This window comes from Paraburkholderia sp. EG287B (assembly GCF_040965595.1).
Lineage (GTDB): Bacteria > Pseudomonadota > Gammaproteobacteria > Burkholderiales > Burkholderiaceae > Paraburkholderia.
Genome location: NZ_JBFRCG010000008.1, coordinates 265,870 through 278,655, shown reverse-complemented (window position 1 = coordinate 278,655; position 12,786 = coordinate 265,870). Strand labels below are relative to the sequence as shown.

General features: G+C 64.0%; 14 protein-coding genes and 1 pseudogene. 5 read left to right on the top strand and 10 right to left on the bottom strand.

Annotated features, from left to right (window positions below):
- Positions 1-79: 79 nt before the first annotated feature.
- A complete protein-coding gene (locus AB4Y40_RS16620; protein WP_368688637.1) occupies positions 80-1,435 on the bottom strand; it encodes an APC family permease in 1,356 nt (451 codons plus the stop codon).
- Between the two features lie 132 nt (positions 1,436-1,567).
- Positions 1,568-2,398 (bottom strand): carbon-nitrogen hydrolase family protein, encoded by an 831-nt coding sequence (locus AB4Y40_RS16615; protein WP_368688636.1) that lies wholly within the window; start codon positions 2,396-2,398, stop codon positions 1,568-1,570.
- A 130-nt stretch (positions 2,399-2,528) separates the two neighbouring features.
- Here AB4Y40_RS16615 and AB4Y40_RS16610 point away from each other — a divergent pair, with 130 nt between their 5' ends.
- Positions 2,529-3,383 carry a response regulator transcription factor gene (locus AB4Y40_RS16610; RefSeq protein ID WP_368688728.1) on the top strand — a complete coding sequence of 285 codons (855 nt, stop codon included), beginning with the start codon at positions 2,529-2,531 and terminating at the stop codon, positions 3,381-3,383.
- 26 nt (positions 3,384-3,409) lie between these two features.
- On the opposite strand, the gene AB4Y40_RS16605 is transcribed toward AB4Y40_RS16610, so the two are convergent.
- The 6 genes from AB4Y40_RS16605 to AB4Y40_RS16580 form a co-directional block, all read right to left on the bottom strand.
- On the bottom strand, positions 3,410-3,826 hold the full coding sequence (locus AB4Y40_RS16605; RefSeq protein WP_368688635.1) for a rubredoxin: 417 nt from the start codon (positions 3,824-3,826) through the stop codon (positions 3,410-3,412).
- Positions 3,827-3,866: 40 nt separating this feature from the next.
- Positions 3,867-3,995 carry a hypothetical protein gene (locus AB4Y40_RS16600; protein ID WP_368688634.1) on the bottom strand — a complete coding sequence of 43 codons (129 nt, stop codon included), beginning with the start codon at positions 3,993-3,995 and terminating at the stop codon, positions 3,867-3,869.
- Between the two features lie 266 nt (positions 3,996-4,261).
- On the bottom strand, positions 4,262-4,819 hold the full coding sequence (locus AB4Y40_RS16595) for an FUSC family protein (protein WP_342919072.1): 558 nt from the start codon (positions 4,817-4,819) through the stop codon (positions 4,262-4,264).
- Positions 4,820-4,876: 57 nt separating this feature from the next.
- Complete coding sequence (locus AB4Y40_RS16590) at positions 4,877-5,143, bottom strand: FCD domain-containing protein (RefSeq protein WP_368688727.1); 267 nt, start codon at positions 5,141-5,143, stop codon at positions 4,877-4,879.
- Positions 5,144-5,222: 79 nt separating this feature from the next.
- The gene (locus AB4Y40_RS16585) at positions 5,223-5,636 is read right to left on the bottom strand and encodes a DoxX family protein (protein WP_042268447.1); all 414 of its coding nucleotides are present in this window, start codon (positions 5,634-5,636) and stop codon (positions 5,223-5,225) included.
- Positions 5,637-5,769: 133 nt separating this feature from the next.
- On the bottom strand, positions 5,770-6,495 hold the full coding sequence (locus tag AB4Y40_RS16580; protein ID WP_342919069.1) for a pirin family protein: 726 nt from the start codon (positions 6,493-6,495) through the stop codon (positions 5,770-5,772).
- Between the two features lie 127 nt (positions 6,496-6,622).
- Here AB4Y40_RS16580 and AB4Y40_RS16575 point away from each other — a divergent pair, with 127 nt between their 5' ends.
- The 3 genes from AB4Y40_RS16575 to ahpF all read left to right on the top strand — a co-directional run bounded on the left by AB4Y40_RS16575 (position 6,623) and on the right by ahpF (position 10,197).
- Positions 6,623-7,531, top strand: a complete 909-nt coding sequence (locus AB4Y40_RS16575) for a LysR family transcriptional regulator (protein ID WP_368688633.1) — start codon at positions 6,623-6,625, stop codon at positions 7,529-7,531.
- A gap of 312 nt (positions 7,532-7,843) precedes the next feature.
- Positions 7,844-8,407: an alkyl hydroperoxide reductase subunit C gene (ahpC, locus tag AB4Y40_RS16570; RefSeq protein ID WP_368688632.1), complete on the top strand. Its 564-nt coding sequence runs from the start codon at positions 7,844-7,846 to the stop codon at positions 8,405-8,407.
- Between the two features lie 188 nt (positions 8,408-8,595).
- Entirely contained in the window at positions 8,596-10,197 is a 1,602-nt protein-coding gene (gene ahpF, locus AB4Y40_RS16565; protein WP_368688631.1) for an alkyl hydroperoxide reductase subunit F, read from the top strand.
- A gap of 75 nt (positions 10,198-10,272) precedes the next feature.
- On the opposite strand, the gene oxlT is transcribed toward ahpF, so the two are convergent.
- Positions 10,273-11,616, bottom strand: coding sequence for an oxalate/formate MFS antiporter (gene oxlT, locus AB4Y40_RS16560; protein WP_368688630.1), 1,344 nt, complete (start codon positions 11,614-11,616; stop codon positions 10,273-10,275).
- Between the two features lie 467 nt (positions 11,617-12,083).
- Between oxlT and AB4Y40_RS16555 the strand changes: the two genes are divergently transcribed.
- Positions 12,084-12,347, top strand: a complete 264-nt coding sequence (locus AB4Y40_RS16555; protein WP_368688629.1) for a cupin domain-containing protein — start codon at positions 12,084-12,086, stop codon at positions 12,345-12,347.
- An 11-nt stretch (positions 12,348-12,358) separates the two neighbouring features.
- Here the strand turns inward: AB4Y40_RS16555 and AB4Y40_RS16550 are convergent.
- Positions 12,359-12,582, bottom strand: a pseudogene (locus AB4Y40_RS16550) (HigA family addiction module antitoxin).
- Between the last annotated feature and the right edge of the window lie 204 nt (positions 12,583-12,786).

Genomic DNA, 12,786 nt, shown 5'->3' with positions numbered 1-12,786 from the left:
AGGATGGAAAAACGGCGAGCGCCCCGTGAGGGACGCTCGCCGTTTTCTTCGCAGCAAACTTACGTGTGGAGCGCTGCGCTTACACCGCCATTTCCGGCGGCGCCTGGCGGAAGCACCGCGTGATCCAGCCGAGGTACACGAGGCCGAGTACGAACCAGACCACGCCGAGCACGATGGCGGTCTTTTCGAGGCTGCACAGCAGCCAGATGTCGGTCACGGCGCCGATCAGCGGGAACACCACGCCACCGAGCAACCCGAAGCCACGCGTGCCCGCAGCGCCGCTGAAGTACTGGCGGATCACGCACAGGTTCACCGAAGTGAACGCGAGGAACGCGCCGAAGTTGATGAACGAGGTGGAGGTGGCCACGTCGAGTTTCAGCGCGATCAACCCGACGACACCGGCAATCGCAATGTTGATCGCAGGCGTGCGAAAGCGCGGGTGGATGTAGCCGAAGATCGACTTCGGCAGCACTTCATCGCGGCCCATCGCATAGAGCAGACGCCCCACGCTGGCCTGCGCGGAGATGCCCGAGGCGAACTGCGCGAGGATCAGGCCCGCGAGGAAAATCGTCACGAAGATATCGCCGCCTACCTTGCGCGCGATTTCGAACGCGGCCGAATCGGGGTCCTTGAAGACCGCGCCCGGATGCGCGAGCTGCAGCGTGTACGCGGCGATCACGAAGATCGCGCCGCCCACCAGCGCGATCAGCACGATGGCGCGCGGAATGGTCTTTTCCGGTTCGATGGTTTCCTCGGTGAGCGTGGAAACGGCGTCGAAGCCGAGGTACGAATACGCGGCGATCGCGGCGCCCGCCATCGTGGCCGAGAGCGGCACGTGCGGCTGGAAGAACGGCTGCGCCGTGATCAGGCCGCCCGGGCCCGCGGCCGCGGAGGCGTAGTGCAAGCACAGGACTACGAACATGGCCGCAATGCCGAGCTGCACGATCATCAGCACGATGTTGAAACGCGCCGCGAGTTCGATGCCGACGACGTTCAGCGCACTCGTGAGCACGATGAACGCGACGATCCAGATCCACGTAGGCACGCTCGGGAACGCCGCGCCAAGATACGCTGCGCCGATCAGCCAGATCACCATCGGCAGGAAGAAGTAATCGAGCAGTGTGGCCCAGCCGATCATAAAGCCCAGGTGCGAATTGAAGCTCTTGCGCGTGTAGGTGTAGGCCGAACCCGCGACCGGGAAAAGGCGCGCGAGCTTGCCGTAGCTGAGCGCCGTGAACACGATTGCGACGAGCGCGATGAGATACGCGAGGGCGGCGGTGTCCTGGCTCGCGCCGGCGAGCACGCCGTAGGTGCCGTAGACGATCAGCGGCGCCATATAGGCGAGGCCGAACAGGAGCACGGACGGCAGGCCGAGCGTGCGCTTCAGGTGAGGTTCTTGAGTGCCGCGTTCATGCGACGGCGAGGCAGGCTTCATGATGCAGTTGTCTCCTGGGTGCTGCGGTTCTGGCAGGCATGGGCGAGCCTGGCGCGCCGCGCAGGGCGGCTTGCCGGATCGCTGGTTGCCGGGCTTGTTACCGGGTTTTGCTGCTTGACGCTGCTAAGGCCATTAGCGCGTGCGCGGCCGGATACTGAGCGAGCGACGGCCTTGCGCGTCGTTCTCGTCCGCGAGATTGAGCGCAATGCGTGCGTCGTGCAGATAGCTGTAGTGTTCGCGGCTTTGGGCGAGCAGCGCGCGATCCACCTTCGCGTGCAGCACCGCGTCTTCGTTCTTCAACTCGCAGAGCACGTCGCCGAACGGGCTCACGAGCGCCGTTTCGCCGGGGAACGTGAGGTTGTCGTCGCCGTCGCCGGTGCGGTTCACGAGCGCGGCGAACATCTGGTTCTCCATGGCGCGCGCAACGATCGCGCGGCGATGCACGGGGCCGAATGGATCCATATTGCCGTTCGTGACGACGAGCATTTCCGCGCCGAGCGAGGCCACGGCCCGCGCTGTTTCGGGAAACTCGATGTCGTAGCAGATCAAGAGGCCAACGGTCGTGCCCTTGTATTCGCACACCTCGAAGCGGTCGCCGGGCGTGAACACGCCCACGTCCGTGGCCCACAGATGCGTCTTGCGGTAACGCAGCGCGATGTCGCCGTGTTCGTCGATCAGGACGGTCGTGTTGTAGAAGCGGTCGCCGTCGCGCTCGGCGAGGCCGACCGCCACGCCGATGTTGGCAGCGCGCGCGGCGTCACGCACTTTGCTCAAAGACGGACCGTCGAGCGATTCGGCCACGTCGCGCACGTTTTCGCGGGTGGGAAAGCCCGTGAGCGTGGCTTCGGGGAAGACGATGAGATCGCTGCCTGCGCGGCGTTTGGCCGTAGCGTCGAGTACGCGGGAGAGGTTGGGAGCGACTGCGCCGTCCACGACCGGGATCTGCGCGAGTTCGAGTTGCATGCCTGTCTCCTTCCTTATGTATTACGTAAAGCACCGCGTGGGCGTCTGGAGCGGCTATTATCTCCACGTTATTTTTGTCGAGAAATTACCCTGCAGGGGTACCCTGATCGGAGGACCCATGGAGCCCCTCATGGAACTGGACTGGCAGGACCGTGCGTTCCATCACCATATCGCGACGCTGATCGACGCCCTCGACGGCCCCGACTTCTGGACCCGCATGACGCGTGTGGTCGAGCGCTTCGTCGCGTTCGACAACTGGGTTGCGCTCGTCTTCCGGCGCGACCGCGCGCCGCTCGTATGCGCCGAGTCGCCTATGCCCGACGGCACCGTGGATCTGTTGTTCCGTGCGTATCTGGAGGGGATGTACCTGCTCGATCCGTTCTATCTGAACGCGAGCGAGAAGCCGCGCGCGGGGCTCGTCACGCTCGCCGAAGTCGCGCCCGACAATTTCAGCATGACGGACTATTACCAGCGCTACTTCAAGAGCAACATCATCGGCGACGAAGTGCAGTTCAACGTGCCGCTCGACGAAGCGCGCACGCTGATTTTCTCGCTAGGCGCAAAGCACCATTACACGGAGCGCGATATTGCGCTGTTCGCGATGTTCGCGCCGTGGGTGGTCGCGCTCATGAAGCAGCGGCTCGCGTATGAGACGTTTGCCGAGGGTGTCGCCGAGGCGGTCGCGTCGGATGTGGCCGAAGTCGACAGCGCGGCGCAGCAGGGGCAGTTGAGCGAGGCGGGCTTCGCCAGCCGCATCGAGGCGGTCACGCAGCAAAGCGGACGCGTGGCGCTCACCGCGCGCGAGATCGAAGTGGTGCGTTTGAGCCTGAGCGGCTTTTCCACGCGTGCGATTGCGGAGCGGCTCGAAATTTCGTTCGAGACCGTGCGTGCGCACAAGAAGCATATTTACGCGAAGCTCGGCGTGAGTTCGCAGTCGGAGTTGTTTGCGCTCTTCTACGAGCCACTCGGGCGCGTGGGCGCATGAGCGCCGCGCGCCTTTGACTGCGCGCGTCAGAACTCGACGAGCGCGAAGTCTTCCTTGCCCACGTCGCAGAGCGGGCAGCGCCAGTCGTCGGGCACGTCGGCCCAGCGGGTGCCGGGAGCGAGGCCGTCGTCGGGGGCGCCTGCGGCTTCGTCGTACACCCAGCCGCAGATCACGCAGACCCATTGCTTGAGGCCGTCGTCGGCGCTGGACGCAGCCGTCGAGGCGCTTGCGGGTGCCTCGAGCGCGGCGCCTTCGGGCGGGCTGTCGAGCGCGACGACGAGCGGCGCTGCGGTGCTCTCGCGTTCAGCGAGCTTGCTTTGCAGCGTGGCGAGCAGCGCGGCGGCTTCGTCGGTGGTGAGGTCGATCCAGTACGGGTCGCCTGCGCCGTCATTCAGGCGTTCGGGCGAGAACTGGATTTCGAGGGCGACGCCTTTCTTGTACATAAGCGAAAACGGTTGGCTTGATGCCCCGGACGCGCTGCGCTTACAGGAAGTAGCGGAACAGCAGCGAGGCCGCGATGCCGACAGCGCCGATCAGCGCGAGCATTTGCAGGAGCGAGATGGACTTGCTGGACTTGGTGTTCGAAGCGGCGGGACGGGTGGTGGTGTTCATAGGGTGATCTTGCGGCGGCGTGGGTTGCAGTCTCGATTGCGCCCCGAAAAATCGCCATCATCGGCATGACGGCGGCAGAGCGCGGCGGGGGAGTTTCGCACGATTTCGCATCGACGGGGGCATTTGCGCGGCGGCTGTGCGCACGCGCCGCAGATTTCGCCCCCGGCAACCTGCGCCGCACAGCGGGACTGATTATCGCCGCTAATGCGGCCCGGATTCCTGAGCGCACGGAGATGGTTTATTTCGCAGGCGTTGAGAGAAGCCGCTCACAACTGCAGCCAGCGCCGTTCGACATACGAAAACAGCCAGCTGACCGGCACCGCGCAGGCCATGCCGATGGCGACCTGCGCCACGCGAAAGAGCGCGACGTCCCACACCGGCCCGTTCATGGGCACGAGCAGCACGATGGTGGTGGTGATCGCGCCCAGTCGCGCGGCGGTGCTCACGCTAAGGCACCAGCAGCCGATGATCACCACGCTCACGGCGACGAGGTAGGCCGCGAGATTTTCCGGGCCGAACGCCGCCGTTGCGAGCCCCACCGCGCCGCCCGCAATCGCGCCGATGAACTGGTCGCGCGACTGCGCGAGCGTATCGGCGTAATCGTGCTGGGTCACGGCAATCGCCGTGATCGCGGCCCAGAACGCCTGTTCGGTGTGGAGCGCGCGGCCGATGCTGTACGCGAGACCTGCCGCGCAGACGGCGCGCAGCGCCATGAGCGTGCCTTGCGCGGCGCGGCTCCTGAGCGGCAGGCGCTTGAGCGCGCCCAGCGCCGATTGCTGGAGTGAAGTGAGATAGGCGTAGAGGTTGTCTTGTGGGTCGTGCATTGCGCGTGATCGGTCGTAAGGAAAACGTGAGGCCAGGCGGGCGCGCTGCCAAGCATATCAAGCCGTGTTTGCCGTGTGCGGATCGTCGGGCAGGCAATGCATGCGCAACGGCTTCGCCGCGTGGCGCAGGTCGCGCTCGACGGCGCGCCGCGCGCCTTGCGCGTCGCGGCGCTTGAGCCGGTGCATGAGGCCTTCGTGCGCATCGTCGAGCGTGCGCGTGAAGTCGGCGTCGTCGAACAGCAGGTTCGAGATCGGGCCCACCTGGAGCCACACCGTTTCGATCAGATCCACGAGCAGCGCAGATCCGCTCGCGCGATAGCGAATTTGATCAAATTCTCACGCATGCAAAAAAGGCGCGATGCCATCCAGCATCGCGCCTTTCTACAGCCAAAAAAACCGTGCGTTACTTCCTGTCGATCGAGATCGCTCCCGGACCCGTTACCGCGAGTGCGAGCAGGCCGCCGGCGATGCTGATGTTCTTGTAGAAGTTGATCATGTTCGCCATTTGATCGGCGCCCGTCATGGTCCAGAAGTGATGGCCGATGAAGGCGGTCGCAACGGTATAGATCGCGAGCAGCACGGCGAGCGGCCGCGTGTAGAAGCCCACGAGCAGCAGGATGCCGACCGCGAACTCCATGATCACGGCGATGACGGCCGACAGCATCGGCACGGGCGCGCCCACGTGCGCCATGTAGTCGACGGTGCCCGAAAAGCCGGTGATCTTGGACCAGCCGAACAGGATGAACAGGGAAGTCAGCAGAATGCGCGAGACCAGCAGCACGACGTCGTTGCCCGGCCCGAACAGGTTGTATCGCATGGTTTTTCTCCGAAGAAGTTTTAAGCAGTTCACTACGTATCAGTTCGCGCTTTGCCGGGCGGCGGGCCGCTCTCAGTGAGCGGACCGCCGCGCGCCGGACTGCGCCAGCATAACCTCAGGCGCAACGCCGAAGTCAGGACCACAGCTCCGACACTTCGATATTACGCAGATCGAACACCAGGACCTCTGCATCGTGTCCGTCGCTGAAGCTCAACTCGCGCTCGGAACGGATGCGCGCGCCATCGCCTTCGCCCAGTTCCACGCCGTTCAGCTTCACGCTGCCGCGCGCCACGTGAACGTAGGCGTAGCGGTCGGCGCCCACTTCGACCTTCGCCGTTTCCGCGCCGTCGAGGCGGCCGGCATACACGCGTGTGTCCTGGCGCAGCAGCAGCGAGTCTTCGGCGCCGTCGGGCGAGAGGATCAGGCGGAACTTGCCGCGCTTCTCCTCATCGGCGATGTTCTTCTGCTGGTAGCGCGGCTGCGCACCCTTCACGTTCGGTGCAATCCAGATCTGCAGGAAGTGCACCCCTTCGTCGGCCGAGTGGTTGAACTCGCTGTGCGCGACACCGGTGCCGGCGCTCATCAGCTGCACGTCGCCGGGGACGATCACCGAGCCCGTGCCCATCGAGTCCTTGTGCTCCAGCGCGCCTTCCAGCACGTACGAGAAGATTTCCATGTCGCGGTGCGGGTGCTTGCCAAAGCCGCGAGCCGGGGCCACGCGGTCGTCGTTGATCACGAGCAGGTCCGAGAAGCCCACTTGCTTCGGATCGTAGTAGTTGGCAAACGAAAACGTGTGACGCGAGCTGAGCCAGCCATGTTCACCGCGGCCGCGTTGGTCTGCCTTGCGAAGTTCGATCATTTTCGTCTCTCTGTGTGAATCGTTTCGATTCAGTTGACTGGTTGCGATGAAAGAATTTTAGGTCAATCAAATCGACTTGAATCGACGTAAAATACGACTCACTGTCACATTGAAGTGGACAATCGGAATGCAACTCGACGACATGCGGATCTTCGTGAATACCGTAGATGCGGGTAATTTTACGGCGGCAGCCCATCGGCTGCGGCTTTCCAAGCAGTTCGTGAGCCGGCGCGTGGCGGCGCTGGAGGCCGATCTGGGCGCGCGCCTGCTCGTGCGCAACACGCGCAAGCTGGCGGTCACGGACCTCGGCCAGGACTTCTACGAGCGCGCGAAGCGCATCCTTGCGGACGTCTCGGAGGCCGAGCAGGCCATGTCGGACCGGCGCAGCGAGCCCCGCGGCCTCCTGAAAGTGAGCGCGCCGATGTCGTTCGGCATGGCGCACCTTTCGCCGCTCGTCGCCGAATTTCTGCGCGAGCATCCGGACGTGCGCTTCGACATGGATCTGAGCGACCGCACCGTCGACGTGATCGGCGAGGGTTTCGACATGGCGCTGCGGATCGGCCGCCTCGCCGATTCCACGCTGGTCGCGCAAAAGCTCATCGACGTACGCATGATCGCCTGCTGCAGCCCGGGCTACCGGCGCCGGCGGCGCGCGCCGCAAACGCCCGCCGAGCTCGCGCAGCACGCCTGCCTGCCGTACGGGCAGCAGGGCCGCGCGCCGTGGGAATTCATCGTCGACGGCGTGCGCACGCCTTTCGACGTGCACGGGCCGCTGCGCGCGAACAACGGCGAAGTGATCCGCGACGCGGCCATTGCCGGGCTCGGCATCTGCTATCTGCCGGACTTCATCGTGGCGGGATCGGTCGATGCGGGCTTGCTGGTGGAGGTGCTGGAACCGTTCATGCCGCCGCCCAACGCGCTCCATGCGCTGTACCCGCAGCATCGTGAAGCTTCCGTGACGATCCGCGCATTCACGCAATACCTGCGCGAGCGGCTGGCGGCGCGTGCGGCAACTGCGCGTGGTGGGGCGCTTTGACGCAGCAAGCCTGCGGCCCTTGCAGAAGGGCCGTTGCGCCTGCATCTAACGCTTAAGCTTCGTGAACGCATCATGACAGCGCCGCCGCGTGAGGCGCATTGTCGCAGTTTCGTTGTATGCTCACCGCCCCGAGGGTTGCTCGGGCCGCGCGATGCGGGCGCGGAACCCCCATGCCGGCGGGCTTTGACGGACGCTATGGGGTCCGATAGGCAGGGTTAATACCCGCGATCAAAGCAACCAATTTTTCAAACGGACGCGGTTCCCGTAATCTTCGTCCATACCTTTTCCCAACCCAGAGCGAGGAAACAACGCATGTCTCTCATCAACACGCAAGTCAAGCCGTTCAAGGCAACCGCATACCACAACGGTAAGTTCGTTCCGGTCTCTGAGGAAAACCTCAAGGGCAAGTGGTCGGTTGTCGTGTTCTACCCGGCCGACTTCACTTTCGTGTGCCCGACGGAACTCGGCGACCTGGCTGACCAGTACGCAGAATTCCAGAAGCTGGGCGTTGAAGTCTACGGTGTGTCGACCGACACGCACTTCACGCACAAGGCATGGCACGACACGTCGGACACGATCGCCAAGATCAAGTATCCGCTGGTCGGCGACCCGACGGGCGCAATCACGCGCAATTTCGACGTCGTGATCGAAGAAGAAGGCCTGGCACTGCGCGGCACGTTCGTGATCAACCCGGAAGGCGAGATCAAGCTGTGCGAAATCCACGACAACGGCATCGGCCGTGACGCCAAGGAACTGCTGCGCAAGGTGCAAGCTGCTCAGTACGTGGCAGCACACCCGGGCGAAGTCTGCCCCGCCAAGTGGACGCCGGGCGCTGAAACGCTCAAGCCGTCGCTCGACCTCGTCGGCAAGATCTAAGCGTCGCTGTGCAAATGCGATCGCCCTGATCGCATGACGCCGAAGTCTGACTAGCTGTATCCCCGGGCCGCGCCCACGCGGCCGCGGCCCGGGTGCCCTGTTCGCCTCTCGACGCCATAAGCGGAACGGCGAAATTGCCAGGCAATACTTAGAATTCCCCCGCTTCTTCTCTAGCCGGAAAAAAAGCCATGCTCGACGCCAACCTCAAAGATCAACTCAAAAGCTACCTCGAAAAAGTCACGCAGTCGATCGAGATCGTTGCGTACCTGGACGATGGCGAGAAGTCGCAAGAACTGCAGCAACTGCTGCAGGACATCGCATCGCTCTCGAATCGCATCTCCTACGAAGAACGCCGTGGCGCCGCAGCCGGCGACGCGCGTACCCCTTCGTTCGACATCAAGCGCGCGAATTCCGACGTGAAGGTCACGTTCGCGGGCATTCCGATGGGCCACGAATTCACGTCGCTCGTGCTGGCGCTGCTCCAGGTGGGCGGCCATCCGGTCAAGCTCGAGAACGACACCATCGAACAGGTGAAGGCGCTCGACGGCGCGTTCTCGTTCGAAGTCTATATGTCGCTGTCGTGCCAGAACTGCCCGGAAGTCGTGCAGTCGATCAACGCGATGGCTGCGCTCAACCCGAACGTGCAGATCGTCACCATCGACGGCGCGCTGTATCAGGACGAAGTCGAGAAACGCCAGATCATGGCCGTGCCGACCATCTACCTGAACGGCGAAGTGTTCGGCCAGGGCCGCATGGGCGTGGAAGAGATTCTCGCGAAGCTCGACACCGGCGCCTCGTCGCGTGCCGCCGAGAAGCTGAACCAGAAGGATGTTTTCGACATGCTCATCGTCGGCGGCGGCCCCGCTGGCGCCGCGGCTGCGATCTACGCGGCGCGCAAGGGCATCAAGACCGGCGTGCTCGCCGAGCGCTTCGGCGGCCAGGTGCTCGACACGATGGCCATCGAGAATTTCGTCTCGGTCACGGAAACGGAAGGGCCGAAGTTCGCCACGGCGCTGGAGCAGCACGTGCGCGCCTATGACGTCGACATCATGAACCTGCAGCGCGCCGATGCGCTCGTGCCCACGGGCAACGGCTTCGAAGTGCGCACGCAAAGCGGCGCGACGCTGCGCGCGAAGAGCGTGGTGCTTGCCACCGGTGCGCGCTGGCGCAATGTCGACGTGCCGGGCGAGCAGCAGTACAAGAACAAGGGCGTGGCCTACTGCCCGCACTGCGACGGGCCGCTCTTCAAGGGCAAGCGCGTGGCGGTGATCGGCGGCGGCAACTCGGGCGTGGAAGCGGCGATCGACCTGGCCGGTATCGTGAGCCATGTCACGCTGCTCGAATTCGGCGCGCAACTGCGTGCGGACGAAGTGCTGCAACGCAAGCTGCGCAGCCTGCCGAACGTCACGGTGCACGTGAATGCGCAAACCACGGAGATTTCCGGCGACGGCCAGAAGGTTACGGGTCTCGCTTTTCTCGAACGCACGTCGGGCGAGAAGCGTCATCTCGAACTCGAAGGCGTGTTCGTGCAGATCGGCCTCGTGCCGAACACCGAGTTCCTCAAGGGCACGGTGGCGCTGTCGAAGCACGGCGAGATCGAAGTGGACGCGAAGGGCCAGACGTCGGTGCCGGGCGTGTTCGCTGCGGGCGACGTGACGACCGTGCCGTTCAAGCAGATCGTGATCGCCGTGGGCGAAGGTGCGAAGGCATCGCTCGGCGCATTCGATTACCTGATCCGCTCGTCGGTGGAACAGGAAGAAGACGCGAAGGCGGCGCCTGTGGTCGCCTAAGCAAAGGGTTGTAGCAGTCTCTCTTTACGCCGGCTCACGCCGGCGTTTTTTTATGGTTTCGCGAGATGAGGCGGCTCAGTCCTGCACGAGCGGGCTGCCATACGGGAAGTCGGTCGCCGGTTCCGCATGCTTTTGCCGATGGGCCTGGCGCAATGGCTTGAGCACGAACACGGCGAGCAGGGCGGAGACCGCCGCCATGCCCGAGGCGAGCATGAATACCGAGTGCCAGCTGCCGGTTGCCGCGGTGATCACACTCGTGAACGGCACGAGCAGCGCGGCCGTGCCCTTCGCGGTGTAGAGCAGACCCGCGTTGGTCGCGGCGAACTTTGGACCGAAGGTGTCGCCGCAGGTGGCGGGAAAAAGGCTGTAGATCTCGCCCCATGCGAAGAACACGATGCCCGTGAGCACGACGAACGCCGTCGGGCTGTGGCCGTATTGCGAGAGCAGCACGATGCCGATCGCCTCGATGCCGAACGCGACGAACATCGTGTTCTCGCGGCCGATGCGGTCCGATACCCAGCCGAAGAAGGGCCGCGTGAGACCGTTGAGCACGCGGTCGATGGTGAGCGCGAACGTGAGCGCAGGCAGCGTGAGGCCGAGCAGCGAGACGGGCGCGTCGTGCAGGCCGAAGTCCTTCGCGATGGGGCCGAGCTGCGCGGTCGCCATCAGGCCGCCTGCGGCCATCATCACGAACATGGCGTACATCACCCAGAAGATGGGCGACGCAACCACCTCGCGCGGGCTAGCGTTGTAGACGGCGCTCGCACTCTGCGCGACCTGCTTCGCCGCGTGTCCCATTTGTCCGATGGCGCGTTTCGCTGCCGCGACGCCGTGCGAGGCGGGCGCGCTGAGCGCGAAGCCGAGCACGAGCACGACGATCCCTTGCCCCAGACCGAACCAGAGGAAGGTGGATTCGTATCCGCTGCTCTTGATCATGTTGGCGATCGGCACGACGGTCGCCGCCGAGCCGGCTCCGAAGCCCGCCGCCGTGATGCCGGCCGCGAGCCCCCGCCGGTTCGGAAACCATTTGAGCGCGTTGCCGACGCAGGTGCCATAGACGGCGCCCGCACCGAGCCCGCCGATGGCGGCCGCGATATAGAGCACGGGCAGCGACGCGGCGACCGAATTGAGCACCCAGGCAATCGCGCACAACAGCCCGCCGCCCACGACCACGGGACGCGGCCCGTACTTGTCGACGAGCCATCCTTCCACGGGCACGAGCCACGTTTCGGTGACGACGAAGATCGTGAACGCGACCTGAATCGCGGCGCGCCCCCAGTGATACTTCTCGTTGATCGGAGTGACGAACAGCGTCCAGCCGTACTGCATGTTCGCGATCATTGCCATGCAGATGACGCCGAGCACGAGTTGCGTCCACGGCGACGCGAATCGCGCCGCCCCTCCTTGCCGATGCTCCATGTGTGTCTCCGGTTTCTTCGAATGAATGGCCATCTGCGAAGCGCGGCGGTTGCCCGGATCGCAGTCACGGTTCCTGTCGTTTAGCTGACAGTCGTTTACACAATATGTGATATATCAATGAAGTCAAGCGGAAGACATGTCAGGGCTTCTACTAGCTCCGGGCATTGATGAGTATGGTTTTTGAAAGTTTTCCACCGATGCGGCCGGAGCCAGAAAAAAAGCCCGCCGGCTAGGCCGGGCGGGCCGAGGCATGCGCGAGATAGCGGAAATCGCGACATGTGATGTCGTTATAGGTGAAAGCTTTTGGTAATGTAAGGGGAAATGTTTCTAAAGCCTTTCAGATTGATTTGAGTGAAAGGTTGGCCGCCGGTTTGGCGCGCAAGTTGGCGGCCCGGCAGGACGCGAGGTCGTGCAGCGTGCCAAACTGGCTGCCGGCGGGTCGACACCGCCGATCGAGGAGACGAATCATGCAGCGCGAAACATTCATCCGCAGCCTGGCTGAGGAAGGCTTTCCCGAGCCCGTCGTCGTGACGCGCGAAGCCGGCGTCACGGAGGTTCATTCGCATCCATTCGAAGCGAAGGCGCTGGTCATCGAGGGCGCACTGCACATCCGCGTGGGCGACGAGGAGCGGCTCTACAAGGCCGGCGACGTGTTTCATCTCGCCGCCAACCTGCCGCACGCCGAGCGCTACGGGCCGCAGGGCGTGCAGTATCTGGTGGGGAGGAAGTGAGGGCGGGGCGCCTATGCCGCGAGGGGCCGACGCTCCGAGAGGTCGGTGTTTGCTGCGGCTTCCTCCAGATCGTAGTCGCTCTGGAGGTTCATCCAGAACCGCGGTGCGGTGCCGAATACGATCGACAGACGCAGCGCGGTGTCAGCGGTCACGATGCGCGCGCCATGACGATTTCGTTGATGCGCCGCGGCGGTACTTTCATGGCTCGCGCCAGCGCGTTCTGGCTCATCTCCATCGGCGTGAGGAATTCCTCCTGCAGCACTTCGCCGGGATGGCGTTTCGGAGTTTTTTCATAGTCCGCACCTCAGTGGTAGTCGACGATTTCGACGTCATGGGCGTGGCCGCGACTGCGCACCGGACCAGATGAGTGCCGTTTCCTTGTCATGGAAGTTTTGGATCGCCATGCCAAAACATAACGCCGTGCGTCATATGACGCACG

Coding starts and splice junctions, on each gene's coding strand:
- AB4Y40_RS16585 (WP_042268447.1), bottom strand. CDS start 5,636: ATGCGATACAACCTGTTCGGGCCGGGCAACGACGTCGTGCTGCTGGTC.
- AB4Y40_RS16610 (WP_368688728.1), top strand. CDS start 2,529: ATGGAACTGGACTGGCAGGACCGTGCGTTCCATCACCATATCGCGACG.
- oxlT (WP_368688630.1), bottom strand. CDS start 11,616: ATGGAGCATCGGCAAGGAGGGGCGGCGCGATTCGCGTCGCCGTGGACG.
- ahpC (WP_368688632.1), top strand. CDS start 7,844: ATGTCTCTCATCAACACGCAAGTCAAGCCGTTCAAGGCAACCGCATAC.
- AB4Y40_RS16600 (WP_368688634.1), bottom strand. CDS start 3,995: ATGAACACCACCACCCGTCCCGCCGCTTCGAACACCAAGTCCAGCAAG.
- AB4Y40_RS16605 (WP_368688635.1), bottom strand. CDS start 3,826: ATGTACAAGAAAGGCGTCGCCCTCGAAATCCAGTTCTCGCCCGAACGC.
- AB4Y40_RS16620 (WP_368688637.1), bottom strand. CDS start 1,435: ATGAAGCCTGCCTCGCCGTCGCATGAACGCGGCACTCAAGAACCTCAC.
- AB4Y40_RS16615 (WP_368688636.1), bottom strand. CDS start 2,398: ATGCAACTCGAACTCGCGCAGATCCCGGTCGTGGACGGCGCAGTCGCT.
- AB4Y40_RS16595 (WP_342919072.1), bottom strand. CDS start 4,819: ATGCACGACCCACAAGACAACCTCTACGCCTATCTCACTTCACTCCAG.
- ahpF (WP_368688631.1), top strand. CDS start 8,596: ATGCTCGACGCCAACCTCAAAGATCAACTCAAAAGCTACCTCGAAAAA.
- AB4Y40_RS16555 (WP_368688629.1), top strand. CDS start 12,084: ATGCAGCGCGAAACATTCATCCGCAGCCTGGCTGAGGAAGGCTTTCCC.
- AB4Y40_RS16575 (WP_368688633.1), top strand. CDS start 6,623: ATGCAACTCGACGACATGCGGATCTTCGTGAATACCGTAGATGCGGGT.
- AB4Y40_RS16580 (WP_342919069.1), bottom strand. CDS start 6,495: ATGATCGAACTTCGCAAGGCAGACCAACGCGGCCGCGGTGAACATGGC.